This window comes from Campylobacter sp. RM12651 (assembly GCF_022369475.1).
GTDB lineage: Bacteria > Campylobacterota > Campylobacteria > Campylobacterales > Campylobacteraceae > Campylobacter_E.
This window is the reverse complement of record NZ_CP059600.1, coordinates 1725939-1750511: the sequence shown is the minus strand read 5'-3', so window position 1 is coordinate 1750511 and position 24573 is coordinate 1725939. Positions and strand designations below refer to the sequence as shown.

Here is a 24573-nt window from a genome sequence, read left to right as displayed (position 1 = left end):
TTTAAAAATAAAAATAATAATTGTTATAAATTTCTTGCTAATATTTCAATACTTTAAAATATTATTTAAGGAGAAAAATTGAAAAAGTTAGCTTTAACAATTCTAGCAAGCAGTGTGCTTTTGGCAAATGGTGTGGTGAATGTCTATACTTCAAGGCATTATGATTCGGACAAAATAGTATTTGACGCATTTACAGCAAAAACAGGTATCAAGGTTAATTTAGTTCAGGATAAAATTGACCCACTTATTACTAAACTAGAGCAAGAAGGCAAAGATACTCAAGCTGATTTGTTTATGACAGTTGGAGCTGGGGATTTATACAAAGCAAAATCAAAAGGCTTATTACAACCTTATTCATCAAAAATAGTTGATGAAAAAGTTCCTGCAAAATTTAGTGATAAAGACAAAACTTGGGCAGGAGTAACCTATAGAGCTAGAGTATTTGTGTATGACCCAAAACAAATTAACGAAAAAGACCTTAGCACTTATGAAGCATTAGCTGATGAGAAGTTTAAGGGCAAGGTTTTAACTCGCTCTTCAACAGCTTCGTATAATCGCCATTTAATAGCATTTATGATAGCAAAAGATGGGCTTAACCAAACTCAAGATTGGGCTAAAAAATTAGTTGCTAATTTTGCAAGAGAGCCAAAAGGCAATGATAGAGACCAAGCAAAAGCAATTGTAAGTGGCACAGGGGCAATTGCTATTATGAATAGCTATTATCTAGGTAGAATGTCAGTATCAAAAGACCCGATTGAACAAGAAGTATTCAAAAATCTTAAAATATTCTTCCCAAATCAAAACGATGGTGGAACGCATATAAATATAAGTGGAGCAGGTATTACAAAATATGCTAAAAATGTAAAAGAAGCAACCGCTTTAATGGAGTTTTTAGTAAGTAAAGAAGCTCAAGAGATTTTAGCTCAAACAAATTACGAATTTCCAGTAAATAGCGAAGCAAGTCCTGCTGATGTGGTTAAATCATGGGGTGAGTTTAAAGCAAGTGAAATTGATTTTAACGAAATAGCAAAAAATCTTGAAACCGCTCAAGTAGTAGCTGATAAGGCTTTATGGAAGTGAGAAGATTAAGCGATTTTTTAGCTTATTTGATATTATTTATAATATTAATTCCTATTTTTTATATTATATTTTTTATAACACAGCCGATTAAAGAAAATACGGCTGTGTTATTTGATAGCTACTTAGTAGAATATCTAAAAAATACAGGAATTATTGTGTTATTTACCCTGATTTTTTCTACGATTATTGGGGTATTTTTAGCTTATTTTGAGAGTTTTTATGAGTTTAGATTTAGGAAATTTTTTAAGTTTTGCTTGGTTTTACCTTTTGCAATTCCTAGCTATTTGTTTGCCTATGTTTATGCTGATTTTTTCTCTTATTTTTCTTGGTTTAATATATTTTTAAGAGATACATTTAATATTAAAATCCATTTTGATATGATGAATATTTATGGAGTTATTTTTGTATTTTCAATATCGTTTTTTCCTTATACTTACATACTTACAAGGGGATTTTTAGCTAGATTTGCTTCTAGTTTAATTTATAGTGCAAGAAGTCTAGGTAAAAATGAATTTGAGATATTTTTTAAAGTCATTTTGCCTTTATCAAGACCTGTTATTGTAGCTGGTGCAAGTTTGTGTGCTATGGAGACGCTTAATGCTTATGGAGCGCCGAATTATTATGGTCTGCATGTATTTAGTACAGGTATTTACAAAGCTTGGATTGGATATGGGGATTTAAATGCTGCTATTAAATTAGCTGTGATTTTATTATTAATAGTATTTTTTATCTTATTTATTGAAAAAATCACTCAAAGACCTTATGAATTAGGCTCAAAACAATATGCACTAACAAGGACACAACTTAGCAAAAAAGCCGAAATAATTGTGCTTAGCTTGTTTTTTATAATTTTATTTATTAGCTTTATTTTGCCTGTTATTCACATTTTAATATGGTTTAAGAGAAGTTATTTTGATGTTGATTATGCTAATTTATTTGCTCTTAGCAAAAATAGCTTTTTTTTAAGTGTAGTTTCTAGTGTGATTATTTTGATAATTGCTTTATTTTTAGCAGCAAATCAACGCTTTAAAAACAATAAATCAAAATTAATAATAAGCTCTTTAGCAAATATGGGCTATAGTATTCCTGGTTCTGTTGTGGCTGTTTGTATGCTTGTAATGTTTATTTTCATAGATAGAAGTTTGGCTTCTTTTTATGCTTATTTGGGGATTAATAAGAGTTTATTTTTAACTTTAAGTCCTGTGATTTTGATATTTGCTTATGTTGTTAGATTTTTATCATTAGGTTTTAATTCAATTAATTCAGGGCTTAATAGACTGCCTAGCTCACTAACTAATGCAAGGCATAGCTTGGGGATAAATCCTTTTAAAGGCTTTTTTAAGGTTGAGTTTGTTTTGATAATCCCTAGTTTGCTTAGTTCATTTATATTGATTTTTATTGAAGTGATTAAAGAATTGCCTTTAGCAAGTTTGCTTGCTACGAGTGAATTTAAAACCCTTTCGTTTGAGATGGATAGATATGCAAGTGATGAGCAGCTTGCTATGGTTAGTGCTCCTGCACTTGTGGTTGTATTAACTTGCTTTATATTATTAGTTATATTTAATTTGATTAAGGAAAGAAAATGAATTATTTTGAGTTTAAAAATGTGAGTTTTGGATACGAAAAGCCACTTTTTACAAATCTTAGCTTTAGTTTAAAACAAGGAGAAAAATTAGCCATCCTAGGAGAAAGCGGCAGTGGTAAAAGCACAATTTTAAAGCTAATTGCAGGATTTAACGAGCTAAAACAAGGAGAAATCTTTTTAGATAATGAAAATATTAGCAAAATTCCAGCTTATAAAAGAAATATAGGATTTTTATTTCAAGATTATGCTTTATTTCCACATTTAAATGTATTAGAAAATGTTATGTTTGGTATAAAAGATAAAGATAAAAAACAAATTGCCTTAGATATTTTAAATTCTTTAGATATAAAAAATCTTTTTAATTCTTATCCTAAGACTTTAAGCGGTGGTCAGCAACAACGCGTCGCACTTGCAAGGTGTATTGCTCAAAAGCCTAAATTATTGCTTTTAGATGAGCCTTTTTGTGCATTAGATGCTAATTTACGCTCTAGTGTTAGGACATTTGTTTTGGATTTTTTGAACAATTTAAACTTAACTTGCATTATGGTAACTCACGATTTAGCTGATGTGAATGCTTTTAAATCTTCGGTTTTAACATTAAAATGTGTATAAACTACACACTTTTTGAATTTTTTTACAAAAAGTTATTAAAAATGTTAAAAATTATTTTAAAATGAGCTTTTTAAAATTAATCAAAGGATTATTATGAGAACGCAAAACAACTCATTTTCGCTTGTTATTTTAACAGCGTTATTTTTTATGATGGGCTTTTTAACCGTTTTAAACGATATTTTAATCCCACATCTTAAAGAACTTTTTGAATTAACTTATTTTCAATCATCTTTAGTTCAATTTTGCTTTTTTGGAGCGTATTTTATAACTTCTGCATTTTTTGGTAAGCTAATTCAAAAAATTGGCTATCAAAATGGTGTTGTAGGTGGATTTTTATTAGCCGCATTAGGTGCTATTTTATTCTATCCTGCAGCAGGAACTCATAGTTATGCTATATTTTTAGGTGCTTTATTTGTTTTAGCTAGTGGGGTAGTGTTACTTCAAGTTACAGGAAATCCGTTCGTTACTTTATTATCACCTAGTGGTAAAGAAGCAAGAAATTTAGCTTTAGTTCAAGCATTTAATTCACTTGGAACAACCGTTGGACCATTTTTTGGTAGCTTATTTATTTTAAGTTCAACTACAAATTTAAGCTTAGAAGAAAAAATAAGCTCAGTTCAATTACCTTATTTAGGAATTGCAGTTGCACTAATTGTTTTAGGAATTTTTGTGAAGTTTTTCATAAAATTACCTGATGTAAGAATTACAGCAGAAGAAATCAGCGAAAACGCACACGATACAAGAACAAGTGCTTGGCAATATAAACACTTAGTTTTAGGTGCTATTGGGATTTTTTGCTATGTTGGTGCTGAAGTTGCTATCGGCTCATTTTTAATTCTTTATTTAATGCCTATTTTAAATATCACTCAAGTAGAAGGTGCTAGTATGATAGCTTATTATTGGGGTGGAGCTATGGTAGGTCGCTTTATTGGAAGTTATATAATGAATTATATTAAACCTGCTTATTGTTTAGCATTCAATGCAGTTATTGCTATGACGCTTTTATTGTGTGCTATTTTAATTGGTGGAGAATTGGGCGCTTACGCAGTTTTAGGTGTTGGATTTTTTAACTCTATTATGTTTCCAACTATTTTTTCACTTGCTACAAATGGACTTGGTCGTTGCACTTCTCAAGCTTCAGGAATTATTTGTATAGCAATCGTTGGTGGAGCTATTATCCCTCCTATTCAAGGAATACTTGCTGATATTGTTAATTTACATATATCTTTCATTATTCCTGCGATTTGCTATTTATATATTTTATTCTTTGCAGTTAAAGGCTATAAATGCAAATAAGATTTGAATTCAGATTTTTCTGAATTCAAATCTTAAATCTTAACCATAAAAATCCAAGCACAGCAGAACAACAACTAGCACTTAAAACTGCTAATTTTGCACTATTAAAAATTGCTTCATTTCCTTCAAAAACTAATGTATTTATAAAAAAGCTCATTGTAAAGCCAATTCCTGTTAATATACTAGCTCCGTATAAAATCTTTTTGCTAGATGGTAAGGTTGCACCTAGTTTATTAGCAAGTAAGCAAAAACTAAATACTCCTAATTGCTTTCCAATAAATAAACCAAAAAATATTCCAAAAAATACACTATTTAAATTATCTAAATTAAACTCAAGCAATACCCCAGCATTAAATAAAGCAAATATAGGCAATATTGCATAATTTACATAAGGGGTTAAATCGTGCATAATTTGCTCTAAAAATTCTTTATTGTCTTTAGTATGTAAAGGGATAAAAAATGCACAAAGCATTCCAGCTAAAGTAGTATGAACCCCACTTTCTAAAACACAAACCCAAATAAAAGCACCTACTATTAAATAAAACATTTTGTAAGTGCAATGGAAAATATTTAATATAAATAATAACCCAACACCAATAGAGCCTAAAACAAGAGAAATATATAAAAGGTCATTTGTATAAAATATCGCAATTATAATAATTGCAGCAATATCATCAAATATTGCAAGGCTTAATAAAAATACTCTTACACTATTTGGAACATAGTTTTTTAGCATTAATAAAATAGCAATAGCAAACGCTGTATCAGTTCCTGTTGGAATTGCAAATCCACTTAATCTATAAGTATCAAAAAAATTAAATATAGAATATATTAAAGCAGGAACAATAATTCCACCTAAAGCACCAGCAAGCGGTAATAATCTTTTGCTATTTGTATTTAGTTCTCCACATAGAATTTCTTTTTTTACTTCAAGTCCAATCCAAAAGAAAAATATAGCAACCAATCCATCATTTACCCATAAAAATAATGGTTTGCTTAAAGAATAATCTAAAAAGCTAACAGATGCTCTAGCTTCTAAACAAGCATTGTAAAATTCACTAAATGAAGAATTTTTTAAAAATATTGCTAAAAATGTCATAAATAATAATAAAAATGCAGGTAAAAGTTCGTTGTTTTTGATTTTTGATAACATTTCTCTCCTTTTAAATAAATTAAATAAAACATTCTTAGTAAAAAATGCTTGATTTAAAGAATTATAAAGGTTTTAAAAGCGATATTTACTCTGATAATAATTAAAAAAAATAAATAAAAGTTTATAAAAGATAATAATTTTTATTATTTAATAATTTAAAAATAAAATTAAAATTCCTATTTTAAATTCTTGAATTTAAAATAGGATATTTGAATTATTTTGTTGTATCTGGAAGTTTTTCAATATAAAGGCTAGTTGAAGGGAAAGCAAAACTTAGACCATTTTTCTCAACTATTTTCATAATTTCCATTAATATTTTGCTTTTTTCATCATAATATTGTTTAGCACTAACGCTTTTTATATAAAAGTATAGCTCTACATTGATACTACTTGCAGCAAAATCATCTAGCCAAACATAAATTGATGATTTAAAGCCTTCTAAATCATTGACAGAAATTAAATTTTGTTTGTAATAATTTTTGTTTTTGTGTTGAAATACATCATCGTTTTCGTTAGCAATTATATTATTGCTTGTCAGCAATTCTTTTATATCGTTTATAAAATTTTGTATTTGCTCTGTGCTTGCGTCGTATGTCAAGCCAACGCTCATTCTTACTCTTCTACCATATTTTCTTTTTGAATAATTTTTTATGTTTCCATTTAATATCGTAGAATTTGGGATAAATACTAAGCAGTTATCAAAAGTTCTTATGGTTGTTTTTCTAAGACCTGTTTCAACTATTGTTCCTTCTATTCCGTTAATTTCTACCCAATCACTTTGAGAAAATGAATTATCAAATAACATTAAAACAGAAGCAAAAAAGTTAGCGATAATATCTTTTGCAGCAAGTGCAACTGCTAAACCACCAATACCTAATGAAGCAATAATTGCTGAAATATCAAAACCTAATTTAGCAAGTATGATTAATATAGAGATGAATACTATTATAAAATATAGTATTTTTAGCATAAGATTTATTATTTCTTTTTTACCGCTTCTTTTAGCAATTTTTGAAATAATTATTACTCCGTATCCATCTAAGATAGTTATTAATAACCAAGTAAATGCCATAGTATTAATAATGCCAAATAGCGTTAGTATAAGTGTCATAATTGGAGCAGGATAGAATGCTATTAGAAAACATAACCATAAACCATATATATAAAATAAAGCAATTAATGGTTTTGTTGATTTTTGTAATAATTGCAATGAATGATCATCATGGTTTTTCTTAAATACTCTTAAAATTATTGCAAAAATTATTTTAAGAACTAATTTTTTTAATAAAAATATAAATAGCATTATAAGAGTGCATATTATCACTTTGCCAGGGTTTATATATTTATTTACTTCTTCTGGAAAATATGAATTAAATTTACTTAAAAATTTATTAGTATCTAGTTGCTTAAAAATATCATTAGTGGTAAATATATCTGTATTTAGTCTAAGATATGTTAAAAGTTCTGTATAAGAATTGATTTTAATTTTTACTTCTTGGTTATCACTTGTATAATTACTAATCGTTTTTATGCGTTCATCTATTAGATTTTTTAAATCTGTTTTATGCTCTTCTTTAGAATTTAGATAAGAAATAATTTCTAATAAACATTCATAAAAATTTTGTTCTACTGCTTGTAAAATTTTATCATTATTAGTTTTTTTAATATCTTTTAATATGTTTTTGTCTAAATTCTCTGGTGTAATTAGGGTTGGAAATACTGCTAGTATTTGATTTTTTTCATTTTTTAATTCTTTGATTTCAGAATTTATTTTGAGTTTATTTTGGCTGTTTTCATCTTTTTCATCAGCTAAAAATTTATTTAATTCTTCTATTTTTATGTTTTTAGTAGAAAAATTATCAATATTATTTAATAGCTCATTAGAATATAAAAAAACCCCAAATAATAGTATAAATAAAATTCTCATTTAATATCCTTTAATGGCTTAAAGTGTCCGTCATTAGGGCAGTATTCATAGATTTCTCCTGTTTCTATTAAAAAATACCAAGCTCTAATTTTTAATTTATTCTCATCAATTCTTTTTTGAACTTCAGGATAGCCTAATAAATTCTCATAGCTATTTAAAATATTTGCTTTTTCTATCATCCAAGACCTTAATGCGTATTGACCTTCGTAGTGGTTTAGTTCTAATGTAAAATCAACTTGTTGTTTAATATCATCAATTAAAGAAACCCATTTTTTTACGTTAGGTAAAAGTTCTGCTTTTTTACTAGGAATATCTTTACATCCACCGCAGTTGCTATGCCCACATATTATTACATTTTCAACATTTAACGCATATAAAGCATATTCAATAGCTGAAGTTGTTGCTAAATATTCATCTTTTACACGATATGGTGGGATAATATTTGCTATATTTCTTACAACAAATAATTCTCCTGGAACTGTTGAAGTTATTAGATTAGGAATTACTCTTGAATCAGCACAACCTATAAATAATGTATGTGGATTTTGCTCTTCTTTTAAGTCTTTAAATAAGTCTTTATGTTCTAAAAACCCTTCTTGCATAAATTGCAATGCGCCTTTTATTAATTTATCCATTTTTTATCCTTGTTAAAAAGCGAAATTATATAAAAAAATTTCAATGAGATATTAACTAACTTAGTTATAATCAAGTGCATTTAATAATAACAAGGAGACAATTATGAGTTTATACGAAAGAACTCGCACTAGTTCAGCAATTCGCTCAGATGCTGCTATTTTTGTAAGAGATACATATATGTATTTTGCACTTTCACTAGTTGCAGCTACTTTAGGAGCTTATTTAGGTGCTACTTATTTAGCTAGTTTTTTAGTTGGCAATATTTGGGCTAGTATAGGAACGCTTATAGTAGAAATTGCCTTAATTATGATATTAAATAGAAAAAGTGAGGTAACTAATGGTGCTATTGCTATGTTATTTGCATTTGCATTTATTAGTGGATTAAGCCTTACTGGAATTATTTATATTACTTTACAAAGTCAAGCAGGTGCTACAATTATTGCTCAAGCTTTATTCTTAACAACTTTAGCTTTTGCAGGTCTTAGTGTTTTTGCATTTACAACTAAAAGGGATTTTAGCGTTTTTGCTAAAGGATTTTTTATAGTTTTATTAATTATGATAGGTGCGTCTTTATTAAACCTATTTTTCCAAAGCCACCTTTTACATTTAATAGTTTCTTGTGTTGGAGCAATAGTATTTAGCTTCTTTATCATTTATGATACTCAAATGATAATTCGTGGAGCTTATCAAACACCAATTCAAGGTGCAATTGCTTTATACCTTGACTTTATTAATTTATTTATATCTTTATTAAATATCTTAAGAAGCATTAGAGACTAATTTTTAAGCCTTCAATTTTGAAGGCTTTAACTTATTTTAAATTTTATAACATATAATACAAACTTTATTTTTAAACGAAAGAAGTAATATGAACACAATTTTTATCGCAATTCAATTTATTTTAGTAGTTATTATTTGTGCTTGCGTTCTTATGCAAAAGAGCTCAAGTATAGGCTTAGGTGCTTATAGTGGTTCTAATGAGAGCTTATTTGGAGCTAAAGGTCCTGCTGGTTTTTTAGCAAAATTTACTTTTATTATAGGAGTTTTGCTAGTAGCTAATACTATTTATTTAAGCTATAGTTATAACACTAAAACTGGTGAAAGTCTAGTAAATAAACTAGAAAATGCTAGCAAACAACTTAATGACACTAATCAGCCTAAAGCATTACCAGAATCAATTAAATAAAAGGAATACTAATGTTAAATGATATTTATTCAAAACAAAAAGAACAAAACGAAAAAGCTCACAATTCTTTAAAAAAAGATTTTATGACTTTAAGAACAGGTAAAGTAAATATTTCTATATTAGATAATGTTTTTGTAGATTATTATGGAACCCCAACTCCATTAAATCAAGTTGCAACCGTGTTGGCAACTGATGCAACGACAATTACTATTAGTCCTTGGGAAAAATCTATGATTAAGGCTATAGATACTGCTATAAAAGCAGCAAATATCGGCGTAAATCCTAATGCTGATGCTGATGGAGTTAAATTATTTTTCCCACCAATGACTAAAGAGCAAAGAGAAGAAAATGCTAAAGCTGCAAAAGCAATGGGAGAAAAATGCAAAGTAGCTATTAGAAATATCAGAAAAGACGCTAATGATGCTGTAAAAAAATTAGAAAAAGATAAAGCAGTAAGCGAAGATGAAGCTAAAAAAGCTTACGATGAAGTTCAAAAATTAACAGATGCGGCAATAGCTAAGACTGATGAATTAGTTAAAGAAAAAGAAACACAATTACTTAAAGTTTAAAAATGGCAAAGGCTAAGGTAAGTTTAGCTAGCCTTTATGATAAATTAAAAGCTGGCATTGTTGATATGTTTATGATAATGATGCCAATACAATACTTCACTACCTATATCTTAGTAGGTAGTGCTAGTGAGTATAGACAAAATCAATCTTTTATATTATTTGCAACCATTACTTATCTTTTAGTTTTATTTTTGCTTTTATTTTTTAAAGGTCAGAGTTTAGGGTATAAATATTTAGGTTTGCATTTAAGAAATAAAAATGGTAAAAAAGCAAGTTTATTTCAAGTTTTTATTAGATTGGTATTGTTTGTGCTTACATTTTCTTTATTATTTGGTATTTTATTTCCATTTTTTAGAAAAGATAGGCAATATATACACGATTTATTTTCAAACACAATAGTCCTTAAGGAGAACAAATGATGGATAGAAAAAGAATTTATAATCCACAAAGTAATGAAGATTTAACATCAAGAAGAGTATTTGGTGGAAATCCACAAGGTATATTAAATTTTACAAAAGCAAAATATGAGTGGGCTTTAAAATTATGGGATTTAATGGAAGCTAATACTTGGTTTCCTAGAGAAGTTGATACTACAAAAGATGCACTTGATTATAAATGTAATTTAACTTCAAGTGAAAAAAGAATGTATGATTTAGTATGGAGCCAACTAATTTCTATGGATAGTTTTCAAACCAATAACCTTGCTGACAATATCAACCCTTATATAACAGCTCCAGAGATTAATGCAGTATTAGCAAGACAAGCTTACGAAGAAGCAAATCATTCAAAAAGTTATGCAGTAATGGTTGAAGCTATTTGTGATGACACTGATTTAATATATGAAATGGAAAAGCACGACGCTACTTTAAGAAAGAAAAATGATTTTATTTCAAGTTTATATGAAGAACTTGCAGGAGATGTAACTGATGAAAAGTTACTATATGCAATGGTTGCGAATCAAATTCTAGAAGGAATTTATTTTTATAGTGGCTTTACTGCAATTTACGCACTAGCTCGTGCAGGTAAAATGCTAGGTTCTGCTCAAATGGTAAGATTTATCCAAAGAGATGAAATCACTCACTTATTGTTGTTTCAAAATATGATTAATTCAGTTAGAAAAGAAAGACCTGATTTATTTAACGAAAAAACAATTGCTAAAATTTATGAAATGTTTGAAAGAGCTGCAGAACTTGAAATTGAATGGGGTAAATACATTACTCAAAATCAAATTATGGGCTTTACTGACGATATAATTACTGAATATATTCATTATTTAGTAGATTTAAGACTTAGCTCAATCGGACTTGATAAAAAATATAATGCAAAACATCCTATTAAATGGGTTGATGATTTTTCTAAATTTAACGACCAAAAGAGTAACTTTTTTGAAAGTAAAGTTACAAATTATAGTAAAGGAAGCTTGAGTTTTGATGATTTTTAAGGATATTTACGAACAGCAAAAATGTGCTAGACTTGCTGAAAATATTGCAAATGAAGTTAATATTAGCAATGAGATTAAACAAGCATTTGCTAATACACCAAGAGAAATTTTTATGCCTATGAGTAATTTTGCTTATGAGCTTCACGCAATGCCGCTTAGCTCAAATCAATGGATTAGCTCACCAATTACTGTTGCAAAGATGACAGCAGCACTAGAGCCTGTTGGTGCTGATAGTGTGCTTGAGATTGGTTGTGGTAGTGGGTATCAAGCCGCACTTTTGAGTAATCTTATTAGAAGAGTTTTTTCTCTTGAGAGAATAAAGGAATTATCAAATAAAGCAATAAAAAATCTTGATACAATCAAGGCAAATGTATATGTTCGCCACGCCGATGGAAATAATGGGCTTAAAAATTATGCACCTTATGAGAGAATTTTACTATCTGCATATACAAATAAAGTTCCTGATGTATTATTTACTCAACTTGAAGTTGGTGGAATTTTAGTAGCTCCTGTTGGAAATGAAAATAAACAATATATTACTAAATATATTAAGCATAAAGATAGAATAGAAGAAATCATTCTTGATTCTTGCACTTTTGTTCCTATGTTAAGTGGTGTTGAATAGTAATTTAACATCACTTTTTAATCTTTATTTTTACTCAAAATATTTTTAATCTACATTTATTTGTATAATTAGCTTAATAAGGTAAAAATTATCCTTTGTAAAGAAAAATTAATTTTAAAAATATATAATCGAAACTTTATTTAAAAATTAAGGACAAATTGAGTCAATGAATAAGGTTTTCTTATCATTTGTTGTTAGTGGTAGCTTACTAGCATCAAATTATAAGCTAGTTCCATTGAGTGCTGATGGAGTAGCTTTATCTAGCTCAAATTTAGCAAAGAGTTTTAGTGCCGATGCGGCTTTTATAAATCCAGCAAATATGGGATTTTTAGGACAAAATCCACAATTGCATTTTAGTTCAAATTTTTACAATGCTGCTGGCTCAAGATTTACAAATGAATTGGTAAATGGTTTAGATGGCGAACCATATTATAACGCCACTGATGCACACGGAAAAGAGTTTTCGTTCTTTATACCAACACTTGCATTTGTTTATCCTATTAACGAGCAACATTTTGTTGGATTTGCAGGTTATACTGATTTTGCTGCTGTTTATGGATGGAATAGTGATTATGCAAAAGCACTTGCTAATAATATGGATATTCGTGGTGGAACTGCAGCTATTTCCTATGCTTATAAGCCTATTGATGAATTAAGTTTGGGTGCAAGTTTAACATTAAATCATACTAGAATCAAATTTAATATTTTAAAAGATAATGCAAAAAATCCTAGATATATTCCAGCAGATATTAGTAGTGTAAATAGAGTTTGGGTTGATGAAAAAGGTAATGCACATCCTTATTCTTGGGTATATGAAGGAGATGCTAGGGTAGATAATGGTTATAAATTTGGATACAAATTATCTTTAACTTATGTTCCTAAATATTTTGATGATAAATTAAGATTTTCATTACTTTATAATTCTTCTTATAAAAATAAGTTTGAAGGTAATATTGATTTTAAAATGTCAAAGTTTGGAATGTTTGATTTTGCAAATAATTTATCTCCAAAAAATCAAGAACAATTTAATTCTATGCAAATGTCTATTCAAGAGTTAGCAGCTATGAGTATTGGATTGGCTGGTCTTATGAGTGAAGTATATAAAATAGACCCTAACACTGGTTCTATAGTTGGAACTTTACCTACTCAAGATAGTAAAGTTGGTTATAATGGTTATGTGAGTGCTAATTTCTTATATCCTGCTAATGCTAATTTTGGTATTGCCTATGAATATGGTAAACACGAGTTTATGTTTAATATGGGAAGAACATTTTGGAGTAAAGCAAAAACATTGGATTTAAAAATAAATTCACCAGAAATTCCACAATCATTAAAGCTCGCAACAATGCAATTTATGCAAAAGTGTGCAGCATCTGGTAATAATTGTAATACTATTGAAGGTTTTCAAAAAGTTGCTATGAGTATAAGTGCTACTTTAGACCCTAAAGATAAGCAAGCTATTGAAGAGTATTTTTTATCATCATTTTTACAAAATAGTTTAGAACAAGGTTGGAGAGATACAACATTACTTAGCTTTGGTTATAGATATAACTATGATAAAGAATTATCATTTATGCTAGGTTTTTATACAGAAGATAGTCCGGTAAGACGCGAGAAAATAAGCTTTTTAGCAAAAGATAGTAGAATGTATATGTATTCTTTAGGACTTGAATATAGATTAAACAAAAACTTAAAAGTAACAGGAGCGGGAGCATATCAACACTATGCTGATGTTAAAGTAAATAATGTTACTGATAATATTTTGATACAGACTAAAGGTAAGTTTTCAAATCAATCAAATCAGATTGTAAATGTTGGTATCAATTATGAGTTTTAATTAAAGGATGTAAATGCAAAATTATTATGAATACTTAGAACATTATTCTAATTTAAGTAGAGTTGCTATTTTTGATGCAAATGGAAAAATAAGCTTTAAAGAGTTAAAAACTCATGTAGATAAAATGATAGCTTTTTTGCAAAATCAAGGCGTTAAAAGTGGTGATAATGTAGCTTTTATTATGAGTAATTGTAAAGAATTTATGATTTTATATTTTGCAATAGCATCTTTAAAAGCAGTCGCAGTTCCTATTAATACTATGCTAAAATGTGAAGAATATGAGTATATTATTAAAGACTGCGATGCAAAATTATTAATAGTTTCAAAAGATATTAAAGAAGCTGCTGAATTAGCTAATGAATTTAAAGATATTTTAATATACCATTCTTTTGATGATAATTTAAAAGATGGATATTTAGCGAGTTATTTAGATTATGCACCTGTTTATAATTTTAAGTGTGAAGCTAGTATTGATGATAGCGTTCATATAATATACACTTCAGGAACAACAGGTCTTCCTAAAGGAGTTTTATTAAGCTATAAAAATATTTTATCAAATATCAAATCAGCTCAACACGATTTTAAAATAAAATCATCAGATAGAGCCATAGCGTATTTGCCTATGTTTCATAGTTTTACTTTAACAGCAGTTTGTTTATTACCTTTACTTTCGGGTTGCTCGCTTGTAATTGAGCGTTCTGTTTTACCTTTTTCAAATGTTATAAAACAAATTCTATTAAAAAGAGTTACGATATTATTTTCAGTTCCTGTGATACTAAATGCTTTATTAAAGGCAAAGTTACCTTGGTATTTTATGTGGTTTCATAAAATTAGAATTATAGTATCAGGCTCTAGTGCCTTAAGTGAAGGAACTCTTAAAGCCTATAAGGAAAAATTTAAAAGAACCGCAGTTTTAGAAGGCTATGGATTAAGCGAATGTTCTCCAGTAGTTGCGGTAAATCGCCTAGATAAGCAAAAGGTTAATTCAGTAGGTTTGCCATTACACGGGTATCAAGTAAAAGTAGTAGATGATGATTTAAAAGAATTACCTATCGGAGAAGTAGGAGAGTTAATTGTAAAGGGTGATTGTGTAATGCAAGGCTATTACAATAAACCTGAATTAACCAATGAAGTAATAGAAGGCGAGTGGCTTAAAACAGGTGATATTGCAAGACTTGATGAAGATGGATTTATTTATATAGTAGATAGGAAAAAAGACATAATAATTGCAAAGGGGATTAATATATATCCAAGAGAAATTGAAGATATTATTATGCAATTAGATGAAATTGATTCTTGTGCTGTTATAGGTGTTAAGGATAGTGATTTAGATGAAAGCGTTGTTGCTTATGTTTGTTTAAAAGAAGGTGCTAAACTAAGTGCTCAAGAAATTCAAAAGTATCTTAAAAAGTATTTAGCAAATTATAAAGTTCCTAAAACAATTGTGTTTAAATGCGAATTACCAAAAAATGCTGCTGGAAAAGTATTGAAAAAAGAATTAAAAAAAGAGTTAGAAATTGGAAAAAATTAAAGAGTTTTTAAGTAATAATTACGAAGAGAGTTTTTTATATTTAAAGTTATTAAATCAAGGTCTATCTAAAGAAGCGTGCATTATATTAAGAACAATGCTAAACAAAACTATAAAATCTCGTTTTGGGATAAAGTTTCATAGTATTGTAGAAGATGCTTTTAATGCTAATACTACTGCTCAAATGGTTTCGTATTTACCAAATTTCGTTGAGCTATATGAGAAAAAATTTATTCAAGAAGCAAGCGGAAAGCAGTTTAATTATAAAGATAATGCAGGGCTTATTTTATTTCAATCAATAGCACTTACAAGATATGCTCATGTATTTTTTAACCTTGCTAATGAATTTGATGGGGCAAGATTAATTAGTGATAATGAATTAGAAGAATATAAACATAAGCCTTATACTGATTTAAGCGTTTATTTAAATGATTGCTTTGATATGATTGATGCTAGGATCAAATTAGAGTTTTTAACATCGGATTTAAGACTTGATTTGATTAATACAAGGCTTAAAAATAGTCCAAAATTTCATAATCCTTTTAATGAAATTATGAAAGATTATGATTTGAGTGCCGAAGAAACTCTTATATTAATGGCTTTATTAAAAGAAGAATTAACAGGCTCTAAAAAACCACTTCATTATGAAGAATTATTAAGCATAATTAATCCTTATCAATTAGAAAAGATTAGAAATTATGAATTGTTAAGTGATGATTCTAAGTTGCTTAGCAATGAATTAATTGAATATGTTGGTAATGATAATAGATTTATTATAAGTGATAATGCTTTAAAATACTTTTTCCCAAATAAAGGCGAAAATATTAAAGCTATTGTAGAAGAATTAAATTTCTTTGAATATTTAGAAATAAATGAAATAGATTTAATAGTTAGTAAAGATATTAGCGATTTAGCAACAAGTCTTAAAAAACGCTCAACCAAAAGTGTGGCAAAAAGATTGAAAGATTGGGGCATAGTAAAAGATGATGTTTTAAGAGCTAATATAATTTTTTATGGACCTCCAGGCACTGGTAAGACTATGAGTGCTAGTTATTTAGCAAAAACTTTAAAAAGAGAAATTATCACACTAGATTGTTCTAAAGTATTAGATAAATATGTAGGAGAGAGTGAGAAAAATGTTCGTGCTATTTTTGATAATTATAAAATAATTAGCAAAAGCGTTAAAACTCCGCCTATTTTATTATTAAACGAGGCTGATCAATTTTTAAGCACTAGAAGTGTAGCAAGTCACGGAAGTGAATTAATGCATAATCAAATGCAAAATATTTTCTTAGAACAACTAGAAAAATTTGATGGCATTGTAATAGCTACAACTAACTTTTTAGATAGTTTAGACCCAGCATTTTCAAGGAGATTTGAGTATAAAATCAAATTCTCAAATCCAACAGAAATAGAGCGTGAGAAGATTTGGAAATTACACTTACCAAAAAATGCGGAATTTGAATCAGGATTTAAAGTAGAAGATTTAAAAAGTTATGAATTAAGTGGAGCACAGATTAAAATGGTTGTTAAAAATACTGCTATAAAAGTTGCTCAAGGCGATGGAATTTTTAGATTAGATGATTTTAAAGAAAGTATTCAAAAAGAACTAAATAGCGATTTTTCTAAAGAAATTAAAATGGGCTTTAATTAATCAATAGCCCTTATAATAAAATAAACTACGAAAGGAAAATCCAGTGAATATTATTAAAAAAGCTCTAACATTTGAAGATGTATTATTGGTTCCGCAATATTCAGAAGTTTTACCAAAAGAAGTTGATATTAGCACAAAGCTTACTAAAAATATTAATTTAAATATGCCTTTAATTTCGGCTGCTATGGATACGGTTACAGAGCATAGGGCTGCAATAATGATGGCAAGGCTTGGTGGAATTGGAATAATTCATAAAAATATGGATATTGAAAGCCAAGTAAGAGAAATAATCAGGGTTAAAAAAAGTGAAAGTGGTATTATATATGACCCTGTTTATGTTAATACTAAAGCAAAGGTAAGTGATGCTTTAGCTATTATGAATGAATATAGTATTTCAGGTGTTCCTGTTGTAGATAATGATAAAAAATTATTAGGAATTTTAACTAATCGTGATTTGAGATTTGAGACTGATTTTTCAAAAATAGTTGATGAAGTAATGACAAAAATGCCTTTAATTACTGCTAAAAAAGGCTGCACCTTAGATGAAGCTGAAGTAATTTTTAGTAAAAATAAAATAGAAAAATTGCCTTTAGTAGATGAGAGTAATACTCTTTGTGGTCTTATTACTATAAAGGATTTAAAAAAGCGTAAAGAATATCCAAATGCAAATAAGGATAAATTAGGAAGATTAGTAGTAGGTGCTGCTATTGGAGTAGGGCAACTTGATAGGGCTAGAGCTTTAGTAAATGCAGGTGTTGATGTCTTGGTTATGGATAGTGCTCACGGACATAGTAAAGGCATAATTGATACTTTAAAAGAAATCAAAAAAGAATTAAATATAGATGTAATAGTAGGCAATATCGCTAATCCTAAGGCGGTTAGGGATTTAGCATTAGCAGGAGCAGATGCTATAAAGGTTGGTATTGGACCAGGTAGTATTTGCACTACTCGTATAGTAAGTGGAGTTGGAGTGCCGCAAATTACTGCTATTAGTGATTGTGCTGATGCTGCTAAAGAGTTTAATGTGCCTATAATTGCTGATGGTGGGATAAAGTATTCAGGAGATATTGCAAAGGCTCTTGCAGCAGGTGCAAGTAGTGTAATGATAGGCTCGCTTTTAGCAGGGACTGATGAAAGTCCAGGAGAATTTATCACATATCAAGGAAGACAATATAAATCGTATCGCGGTATGGGTAGCTTAGGGGCTATGGCAAAGGGTAGTTCTGATAGATATTTTCAAGAAGGAACAGCAAAAGAAAAGCTCGTGCCAGAAGGAATTGAAGGAAGAGTTCCACATACTGGAAGTATTAAAAATGTAGTGTTTCAATTACTTGGTGGTCTTAGAAGCTCAATGGGTTATAACGGAGCTATAAATATAAAGGATTTTCAAGAAAAAGCCGAGTTTGTAGAAATTACTAGTGCAGGGCTTAAAGAAAGCCATGTTCATGATGTAACAATCACTGCAGAAGCACCAAATTATAAGGTAAATCAATGAAAAAAACTTACGAACAAATCTGTGAAATTTTAGATGAAAAATTAAAAATAATTGAAGATGAGCAAACGCCTTTATTTGATTTAGTAGATGCGTATAAAGATGGTATGAAACTAATAAATGAAGCTAGAGAATTATTAGATAAGGCTAGTAAAGATATTGAAGAATTTGAACAAACTAAACAAAATAATTCTTTAAGTATTGATACAGAAAGATTGCCATTTTGAAAATAGCAGCACTTCAACTAAGCACTCAAGCTTTAAGTAATGCAAGGCTTGATTATTATTTAAGAATTTGCGAGCAAAAAGATGTTAGATTAGTAGCGTTAGGCGAGTATGTTTTAAATAATTTTTTTACTGAATTAAAGCAAATGCCAGTTGATTTAGTAAAAGAGCAAAGCAAAGTAAAATTAGAAGCCTTAAAAGAATATAGTGCTAAATATAATTTATGTATAGTTGCTCCTATAATTCTTAGCACTAATAAAGGTTTTAATAAAACTTGCTTAGTAGCAAATAAAGGTAAAATCAAATATATAAATCAGCAAGTTTTTATGCCGTATTCACATTGGAATGAAAAGGATTTTTTTATAAATTCAACAAAAGCTATTAAATTGCATACTTTTAAATGTGATAATTTTAAAATAGGCGTTTTATTTGGCTATGAAATACATTTTGATGAGTTTTTTAAAAAGGCAAATGAATTAGATTTATTGATAATTCCTACGGCAAATACTTATAATTCAAATTCTAGATGGTGCGAACTTATTAAAATGAGAGCATTTTTAAATAATACTAATATTTTAAGAGTAAATCGTATCGGTGTTAGCGAAGTAGATGAATTAGAGTGGAATTTTTATGGTAATAGTTTTTTATGCAATGCTTATGGAGATATAGTTCAAGAATTAAGCGACGCTGAAGAAGTATTAATTTCTGAAATTAGCAAACCTAGTGAAGCTGCTAAATTTTGGCAATTTAAGGAAGTAAGAAATGAAATCAACAAGCGACTTTTATGAAAGACAAACTTTATTATTAAAAGATAGGCAAAAGAATTTAGAAAACAAAGAAATCATAATAATAGGTGCAGGCGGTCTTGGCTCAAGTATAGCATACGCACTTGCTAGTAGTGGTATAAAGAGTATTAGTGTAGTTGATTTTGATATAGTTAGCTTTAGCAATATTCAAAGGCAAATTATGTTTAATTTTAACGATGAAGGTAAAGCTAAGGTTGATTGTTTTAATAAATTAAAAGAGCGTTCATTTTGTGATATAAAAACTTATAAAATGAGTGCGGCAGAATTTTTTGCTACTAAACCTAGTGCTGATTTGATTATGGATGCGACTGATAATTTATCAGTTAGAGCTGAAATTGATAATTACGCTAAAGCTAATAATATTCCTTGGATTTTTGCTAGTGTTGAAGAGTTTTTCATAAGTGCTAGTATTGTAAAAAATAAAAAAATAGCATTCAAAAATGAAATAAAAAGGATAAAACCTCAAGCAACTCCATTTGTTATGTTTAGTGCTACTTTTGCAAGTATTTTGGCATTAAAATATCTAGCAGGTTATGAAGTAAAACTTGATTATTTATATTATTTTGATTTTTCAAAAGATATTTTAAATCTTAATAAGTTTAATTTATGAACCATCAAGAAAAATCATTTTTTTTATTAATATTTGCTGTAGTTATCTGGGGAGCATCGTTTTTACCTACTAAGTGGGTATTAAACTACATAAATAGCTATGAATTATTATTTTATAGATTTTTATTAGCTTCTATTGTGTTTTTTTTCTTGGTTAAAAATGATATTTTAAAACATTATAAAAATACTTATTTATATGGATTAATCACTGGTTTTTGTATGGCGTTTGCCTTTATTTTTCAAACCCAAGCACTAAGCTTTACTCAAAGCTCTAATGTAGCTTTTCTAACTGGTTTAGAAGGAATTATTGCTCCATTTTTATGCTTTTTTATAAGCAAAGCAAAGCTTAGTTTTAAGATATTTTTCCTAGCTTTACTTGCTTGTTTTGGTATGTTTTTATTTAGTGATGCGAATTTTGATAATTTTGGAAAAGGCGAATATTTAGCGATAATTTGTGCTGTGTTTTTTGCACTTTTAGTGGCTTTAAATGATAAATTTTTAAAATCAAATGATTTAAATACCTTTATATTTTTTCAATTTGTAGGTAGCACGATAATGTATTTATTATCGGCTTTAATTTTTGCTGATTTAAGTTTAACTCCTATTTTAAATTCTAAGATTTTTATACTTATTTTAGTATCAGCATTGATATTTACAATATTTTGTTTTTTTGCTCAAAATTACGCTCAAAAGCACCTTCATCCAAGTAAAGTCGCATTGATTTTACTACTTGAGCCAATTTCGGCTGGAATTTTAGGAAGTTTTTATGGAGAAGTATTTACAATTTTACAATTATTAGGAGCAGGGTTAATTTTGATTGCTCTAGCATTTTCTTAAAGGATTTTTATGAAAAAAATATTTTTTATTGGTATTGGTGGCATTGGTCTTAGTGCGTTGGCTAGATTTTTAAATGAGCGTGGAATTAGTGTTTTAGGAAGCGATGTTTATGAGAGTGAATTAGTAAAAGAATTAAGAGCAGAAGGAATTGCGGTTTTTATAGGTCATAGTGCATCAAATTTAAGCAACGATATTGATTTAGTAGTGCATTCAGCAGTAATTCGTGAAAACAATCCTGAAATAAAAAAAGCAAAAGAACTAGGCATAAAAGTTCTATCAAGAAAAGAAGCCTTGCCACTTATTTTAGAAAACAAAATGCTTTTTGCAGTTGCAGGTGCACACGGCAAAAGCACTACAAGTAGTATCCTAGCAAATATTTTGCAAAGCTCTTTTATAATCGGTGCAGTGGATAAAAGAGCTGGTAAAAATATGGTGTATAAAACTAGTGAAAAATTAGTTTTTGAAGCTGATGAGAGTGATAGTTCGTTTTTGAATTTAAATCCTGCTTTAAGTATAGTAACTAATGCTGAACCTGAACATTTAGAGCATTATAATCACGATTTAAACGCTTTTTATAAAGCTTATACAGACTTTTTAAAACAAAGCAAAATTAGAGTAATTAATGCTGAAGATGAGTTTTTAGCTACAATTGATTTAGATTGTGAAAGACTAGTGCCTAGCGAAGATATTAAAAACTTAGAATTTGAAGTTAAGGATTATTTGCCTTTTATATCTTTTGATTTAAGAGATTTTGGTCGTTTTAGCGTGCAAGGTCATAGCGAATGTATAGCTATTGATACTGCTTTAGCAATACTTGCTGCTAGGTGTGTTGGACTAAGCTTAAGTGAGATTAAGCAAAATTTAAAAGATTTTTGTGGTATTAAAAAGCGTTTTGATGTTTTATATGCTAGTAAGGATTTTGTAATAATTGATGATTACGCTCATCATCCAACCGAAGTAAGAGAGACTAAAAAAGGCATATTTTCTTATGCAAAAGCACTAAATTTAGATGATACTATAGCGATTTGGCAACCACATAAATACACAAGATTGCTTGATAATTTAGAAGGTTTTAAAACTTGTTTTGAAGGTTTTTCAAAGCTATTTATTTTGCCTGTTTATAGTGCTAATGAAGATGAAATTAAAATTGATTTAGCTAAGCATTTTCCTAATGCTTGTTTCATAGACGATATAAAAAGAGTTGATAATTCTTTAAAATTATTTAGTAATTTAGGAGAAATTACTTTAGATAAAGGCGTAGTGGTTGGATTTAACGCAGGTGATTTGACCTATAAATTAAGGGGCTTAAAATGATTAGATTTGCAATATTTTTAATATTGTTTTTTGCATTAATTGGTGTTTGTATTTATTATAAAAATCATTTTAATTCTAAGCTTTATGTGGCTGTTATTTCATTAATAGTTGTTACTTTTATAGTTGGTTTTATATATACTAGCCTAGATAATTCAAGTGGAGCTTTAAAGCAAGAGATTTTAAATATTTATAATTCAGGCAAGGATTTAGATTGTCAAGGTATCAAAATCAATATCAAAACTCACGGATTTAACAACGGAACTTCAGTATTTATAGATAATACTAACAATCAAAAAATAGATATGTTTATTTGCAAATAATTTTAAGAATTTAATTAAAGCCTAAATAATAAAGGCTTTAATTATTTTAACTATCTTTAAAATATATTTTAGCAGCAAAGCTTACTGCTAAAATTATCATTGAACTTATTAATAAAATTGAAACCAACATTTTTTACCCCTTTAAAAATATCTATAAAGCACAGCATTAATTCCACTTGGCATATCACTTGTGCTTTCTAATTCTTCAATTTCTTCATATTTTTTACGAGCTTTTTGCTGCTCTTGATGATTTGAACCTTCTTTTTTATCTCCAAAATTCATAGCAAGACCCGTAAAGCCCATATTTACAAGGCTATTTTTAAATTCTTGCTGATTTGCTATGAAAAGATTTAGAGTATTTGCATTGTTTGAATTAAGATTTATATGTAAGTTATTACCCCTTGCAATCATAGTAACATTAACTTCTCCTAATTCTTTAGGATTTAAATTAATGCTAACTTTATGGCTTGGAGCTTTGAATTTTTCTATTTCTTCCTTAAAATCTCTTGTAAAATTATCAATTACTAATTTAGTTTGTTCTTTACTAAGTTCTTTATTAGGATTTAAAAAATCAACTTTAAGATTTTGTGGTAGATTTAGCTTTTCTTTATTATCTTGAGTTTGGCTTGAGTTTTCATCTAAATTATCTTGTAAATTTTCTTCTACTATATTTAATTCAGGTAGAATTTTATTTTCATTTTCTTTTGTTTCTTGGGTTTGAATTTGAGTTTTATTTGCTTGAATTTGTATATCTTTTATATCATTTTTAATTGTGTTCGGAGTAATTTTTGGACTTTGTGTTTCTATATCTTTTGAAACGATTTTAAATGCTTCTTCTTTTATATCTTTAGTTTGTTTTTTATCATCATTTGCAATTTTGCTTAATAACTCATTTAAAGCCCCAGTTTTTAGAGTTTTTTCAGCGTTTATAATAGGTTCGTTTGTATTATTAGATACAATTTTTTCACTTTTTACTGATAATAAACTTTCTAAATTTGGTTTTTTAATTTCAGTATTTTTTAAATTCTCTTCAATTTTTGTATTTTTGTTTAATGCGTGTGAGAAGAAATTTTGCTCATATAATTTAGGATATGGTTTAGCAAAAATTTGCTCGTTATATTCATTATTTTTAATTTTTTCATAAGTTATATTGCTAAGCCCTAATTTATGCTCTTTTGCAAGTTCTACTAATGAATGAACGCTATTTGTATTTGCAAAACTTTCTAAACTAGCTTTATTATTAACAATATTTTTTAAGTTAAAAAAATCATTTAATTTTACATTTTTTTTATCTTGCTTTAATATGTCTAAAAAATCTAAAATCTGAACGAAATTCAAATCATCTAAAAGTTCTTTTCCATATTCAACATCTTCCATAGAAGTCTTAATATCTTGCATAATTTCAGCATCACTTATTTGCAATCTTTTAGGTAAAAATTCATTCATTTCTTTTGCATTTTGCACTATTTTTGATACTTTATCTTGTAGAGTTTTTGGATTTTGTAAAAGACTTGCTAATAAATTTGGCTCTTGTTTGCTTGTTTTTTCATTTAATAAAGTTGAAGCTAGATTTATATTACTAAATTGTTTTATATCTTTATTTTTTATTTCATTTTTTGCTTTAAATACATTTTGCATTACCAATAAATTTTTAGTATCTTTTACATCGGTTTGATTAAATAATAAATCAGCAAAACCTTCTCCGCCAGACTTTTTAGAGCCTTTACCTTTTTTAGAATTTAGATTTTTTACATCTTGTAAAATTAATAAATCTTTCATAATAATCCTTGTTTAAAACTTAATGAGATTTAGCAAAATTCGTTCCAAGTTTTTGTGATTTCA

The 24573-nt window shown here is 28.2% G+C and carries 23 protein-coding genes and 1 pseudogene; 20 read left to right on the top strand and 4 right to left on the bottom strand.

Annotated features, from left to right (window positions below):
- Window positions 1–78: 78 nt before the first annotated feature.
- The 4 genes from AVBRAN_RS08640 to AVBRAN_RS08625 all read left to right on the top strand — a co-directional run bounded on the left by AVBRAN_RS08640 (window position 79) and on the right by AVBRAN_RS08625 (window position 4573).
- A complete protein-coding gene (locus tag AVBRAN_RS08640; RefSeq protein WP_214149892.1) occupies window positions 79–1080 on the top strand; it encodes a Fe(3+) ABC transporter substrate-binding protein in 1002 nt (333 codons plus the stop codon).
- Window positions 1077–2666, top strand: a complete 1590-nt coding sequence (locus tag AVBRAN_RS08635) for an iron ABC transporter permease (RefSeq protein ID WP_239803054.1) — start codon at window positions 1077–1079, stop codon at window positions 2664–2666. Before AVBRAN_RS08640 ends, AVBRAN_RS08635 begins: the two co-directional genes overlap by 4 nt.
- Window positions 2663–3277, top strand: coding sequence for an ABC transporter ATP-binding protein (locus tag AVBRAN_RS08630; RefSeq protein WP_214149893.1), 615 nt, complete (start codon window positions 2663–2665; stop codon window positions 3275–3277). The genes AVBRAN_RS08635 and AVBRAN_RS08630 overlap by 4 nt, the downstream gene beginning before the upstream one ends.
- Window positions 3278–3370: 93 nt before the next feature.
- Window positions 3371–4573, top strand: coding sequence for a sugar MFS transporter (locus AVBRAN_RS08625; RefSeq protein ID WP_214149894.1), 1203 nt, complete (start codon window positions 3371–3373; stop codon window positions 4571–4573).
- A gap of 25 nt (window positions 4574–4598) precedes the next feature.
- Here the strand turns inward: AVBRAN_RS08625 and nhaA are convergent, their stop codons facing one another.
- The 3 genes from nhaA to AVBRAN_RS08610 form a co-directional block, all read right to left on the bottom strand.
- Window positions 4599–5726 carry a Na+/H+ antiporter NhaA gene (gene nhaA, locus AVBRAN_RS08620; protein WP_239803053.1) on the bottom strand — a complete coding sequence of 376 codons (1128 nt, stop codon included), beginning with the start codon at window positions 5724–5726 and terminating at the stop codon, window positions 4599–4601.
- A 214-nt stretch (window positions 5727–5940) separates the two neighbouring features.
- Complete coding sequence (locus AVBRAN_RS08615) at window positions 5941–7653, bottom strand: mechanosensitive ion channel family protein (protein WP_239803052.1); 1713 nt, start codon at window positions 7651–7653, stop codon at window positions 5941–5943.
- Window positions 7650–8288, bottom strand: a complete 639-nt coding sequence (locus AVBRAN_RS08610) for a carbonic anhydrase (RefSeq protein WP_214116860.1) — start codon at window positions 8286–8288, stop codon at window positions 7650–7652. The genes AVBRAN_RS08615 and AVBRAN_RS08610 overlap by 4 nt, the downstream gene beginning before the upstream one ends.
- Before the next feature lie 103 nt (window positions 8289–8391).
- On the opposite strand from AVBRAN_RS08610, the gene AVBRAN_RS08605 reads away from it, so the two are divergent.
- From AVBRAN_RS08605 to AVBRAN_RS08530, 16 genes and pseudogenes are all read left to right on the top strand, one after another.
- Window positions 8392–9069 carry a Bax inhibitor-1/YccA family protein gene (locus tag AVBRAN_RS08605; protein ID WP_239803051.1) on the top strand — a complete coding sequence of 226 codons (678 nt, stop codon included), beginning with the start codon at window positions 8392–8394 and terminating at the stop codon, window positions 9067–9069.
- 88 nt (window positions 9070–9157) lie between these two features.
- A pseudogene (secG, locus tag AVBRAN_RS08600) lies at window positions 9158–9412 on the top strand (preprotein translocase subunit SecG); the annotation flags it as partial.
- Between the two features lie 74 nt (window positions 9413–9486).
- A complete protein-coding gene (gene frr / locus AVBRAN_RS08595; RefSeq protein ID WP_214116854.1) occupies window positions 9487–10044 on the top strand; it encodes a ribosome recycling factor in 558 nt (185 codons plus the stop codon).
- Between the two features lie 2 nt (window positions 10045–10046).
- Entirely contained in the window at window positions 10047–10463 is a 417-nt protein-coding gene (locus tag AVBRAN_RS08590) for an RDD family protein (RefSeq protein ID WP_214116851.1), read from the top strand.
- Complete coding sequence (locus AVBRAN_RS08585; RefSeq protein WP_214117055.1) at window positions 10463–11485, top strand: ribonucleotide-diphosphate reductase subunit beta; 1023 nt, start codon at window positions 10463–10465, stop codon at window positions 11483–11485. The genes AVBRAN_RS08590 and AVBRAN_RS08585 overlap by 1 nt, the downstream gene beginning before the upstream one ends.
- Window positions 11475–12110: a protein-L-isoaspartate(D-aspartate) O-methyltransferase gene (locus AVBRAN_RS08580; protein ID WP_214116849.1), complete on the top strand. Its 636-nt coding sequence runs from the start codon at window positions 11475–11477 to the stop codon at window positions 12108–12110. Before AVBRAN_RS08585 ends, AVBRAN_RS08580 begins: the two co-directional genes overlap by 11 nt.
- Before the next feature lie 166 nt (window positions 12111–12276).
- Window positions 12277–13947, top strand: coding sequence for an outer membrane protein transport protein (locus AVBRAN_RS08575; RefSeq protein ID WP_239803050.1), 1671 nt, complete (start codon window positions 12277–12279; stop codon window positions 13945–13947).
- A 13-nt stretch (window positions 13948–13960) separates the two neighbouring features.
- The gene (locus tag AVBRAN_RS08570) at window positions 13961–15478 is read left to right on the top strand and encodes a long-chain-fatty-acid--CoA ligase (RefSeq protein ID WP_239803049.1); all 1518 of its coding nucleotides are present in this window, start codon (window positions 13961–13963) and stop codon (window positions 15476–15478) included.
- Entirely contained in the window at window positions 15465–17129 is a 1665-nt protein-coding gene (locus tag AVBRAN_RS08565) for an ATP-binding protein (RefSeq protein ID WP_239803048.1), read from the top strand. The genes AVBRAN_RS08570 and AVBRAN_RS08565 overlap by 14 nt, the downstream gene beginning before the upstream one ends.
- A gap of 43 nt (window positions 17130–17172) precedes the next feature.
- A complete protein-coding gene (gene guaB / locus AVBRAN_RS08560; RefSeq protein WP_239803047.1) occupies window positions 17173–18624 on the top strand; it encodes an IMP dehydrogenase in 1452 nt (483 codons plus the stop codon).
- Window positions 18621–18848, top strand: coding sequence for an exodeoxyribonuclease VII small subunit (locus tag AVBRAN_RS08555; RefSeq protein WP_214116840.1), 228 nt, complete (start codon window positions 18621–18623; stop codon window positions 18846–18848). Before guaB ends, AVBRAN_RS08555 begins: the two co-directional genes overlap by 4 nt.
- Window positions 18842–19633, top strand: a complete 792-nt coding sequence (locus AVBRAN_RS08550) for a carbon-nitrogen hydrolase family protein (protein WP_214119803.1) — start codon at window positions 18842–18844, stop codon at window positions 19631–19633. Before AVBRAN_RS08555 ends, AVBRAN_RS08550 begins: the two co-directional genes overlap by 7 nt.
- Window positions 19608–20261 (top strand): ThiF family adenylyltransferase, encoded by a 654-nt coding sequence (locus tag AVBRAN_RS08545; protein WP_214119787.1) that lies wholly within the window; start codon window positions 19608–19610, stop codon window positions 20259–20261. The genes AVBRAN_RS08550 and AVBRAN_RS08545 overlap by 26 nt, the downstream gene beginning before the upstream one ends.
- On the top strand, window positions 20258–21097 hold the full coding sequence (locus AVBRAN_RS08540) for an EamA family transporter (protein ID WP_239803045.1): 840 nt from the start codon (window positions 20258–20260) through the stop codon (window positions 21095–21097). Before AVBRAN_RS08545 ends, AVBRAN_RS08540 begins: the two co-directional genes overlap by 4 nt.
- 9 nt (window positions 21098–21106) lie before the next feature.
- On the top strand, window positions 21107–22411 hold the full coding sequence (gene murC / locus AVBRAN_RS08535; RefSeq protein WP_214116833.1) for a UDP-N-acetylmuramate--L-alanine ligase: 1305 nt from the start codon (window positions 21107–21109) through the stop codon (window positions 22409–22411).
- Window positions 22408–22731 carry a hypothetical protein gene (locus AVBRAN_RS08530; protein WP_214116831.1) on the top strand — a complete coding sequence of 108 codons (324 nt, stop codon included), beginning with the start codon at window positions 22408–22410 and terminating at the stop codon, window positions 22729–22731. The genes murC and AVBRAN_RS08530 overlap by 4 nt, the downstream gene beginning before the upstream one ends.
- Before the next feature lie 141 nt (window positions 22732–22872).
- Here AVBRAN_RS08530 and AVBRAN_RS08525 read toward each other — a convergent pair whose 3' ends face one another.
- Window positions 22873–24510 (bottom strand): flagellar hook-length control protein FliK, encoded by a 1638-nt coding sequence (locus tag AVBRAN_RS08525; RefSeq protein WP_239803044.1) that lies wholly within the window; start codon window positions 24508–24510, stop codon window positions 22873–22875.
- Window positions 24511–24573 lie beyond the last annotated feature (63 nt).

Excerpts from the sequence above, each read along its gene's own strand:
- AVBRAN_RS08540 (WP_239803045.1), top strand. The coding sequence starts at position 20,258 with ATGAACCATCAAGAAAAATCATTTTTTTTATTAATATTTGCTGTAGTT.
- AVBRAN_RS08580 (WP_214116849.1), top strand. The coding sequence starts at position 11,475 with ATGATTTTTAAGGATATTTACGAACAGCAAAAATGTGCTAGACTTGCT.
- frr (WP_214116854.1), top strand. The coding sequence starts at position 9,487 with ATGTTAAATGATATTTATTCAAAACAAAAAGAACAAAACGAAAAAGCT.
- AVBRAN_RS08625 (WP_214149894.1), top strand. The coding sequence starts at position 3,371 with ATGAGAACGCAAAACAACTCATTTTCGCTTGTTATTTTAACAGCGTTA.
- nhaA (WP_239803053.1), bottom strand. The coding sequence starts at position 5,726 with ATGTTATCAAAAATCAAAAACAACGAACTTTTACCTGCATTTTTATTA.
- AVBRAN_RS08630 (WP_214149893.1), top strand. The coding sequence starts at position 2,663 with ATGAATTATTTTGAGTTTAAAAATGTGAGTTTTGGATACGAAAAGCCA.
- AVBRAN_RS08555 (WP_214116840.1), top strand. The coding sequence starts at position 18,621 with ATGAAAAAAACTTACGAACAAATCTGTGAAATTTTAGATGAAAAATTA.
- AVBRAN_RS08545 (WP_214119787.1), top strand. The coding sequence starts at position 19,608 with ATGAAATCAACAAGCGACTTTTATGAAAGACAAACTTTATTATTAAAA.
- AVBRAN_RS08610 (WP_214116860.1), bottom strand. The coding sequence starts at position 8,288 with ATGGATAAATTAATAAAAGGCGCATTGCAATTTATGCAAGAAGGGTTT.
- AVBRAN_RS08605 (WP_239803051.1), top strand. The coding sequence starts at position 8,392 with ATGAGTTTATACGAAAGAACTCGCACTAGTTCAGCAATTCGCTCAGAT.
- murC (WP_214116833.1), top strand. The coding sequence starts at position 21,107 with ATGAAAAAAATATTTTTTATTGGTATTGGTGGCATTGGTCTTAGTGCG.
- AVBRAN_RS08530 (WP_214116831.1), top strand. The coding sequence starts at position 22,408 with ATGATTAGATTTGCAATATTTTTAATATTGTTTTTTGCATTAATTGGT.
- AVBRAN_RS08575 (WP_239803050.1), top strand. The coding sequence starts at position 12,277 with ATGAATAAGGTTTTCTTATCATTTGTTGTTAGTGGTAGCTTACTAGCA.
- AVBRAN_RS08615 (WP_239803052.1), bottom strand. The coding sequence starts at position 7,653 with ATGAGAATTTTATTTATACTATTATTTGGGGTTTTTTTATATTCTAAT.
- AVBRAN_RS08525 (WP_239803044.1), bottom strand. The coding sequence starts at position 24,510 with ATGAAAGATTTATTAATTTTACAAGATGTAAAAAATCTAAATTCTAAA.
- AVBRAN_RS08585 (WP_214117055.1), top strand. The coding sequence starts at position 10,463 with ATGGATAGAAAAAGAATTTATAATCCACAAAGTAATGAAGATTTAACA.
- AVBRAN_RS08570 (WP_239803049.1), top strand. The coding sequence starts at position 13,961 with ATGCAAAATTATTATGAATACTTAGAACATTATTCTAATTTAAGTAGA.
- AVBRAN_RS08590 (WP_214116851.1), top strand. The coding sequence starts at position 10,047 with ATGGCAAAGGCTAAGGTAAGTTTAGCTAGCCTTTATGATAAATTAAAA.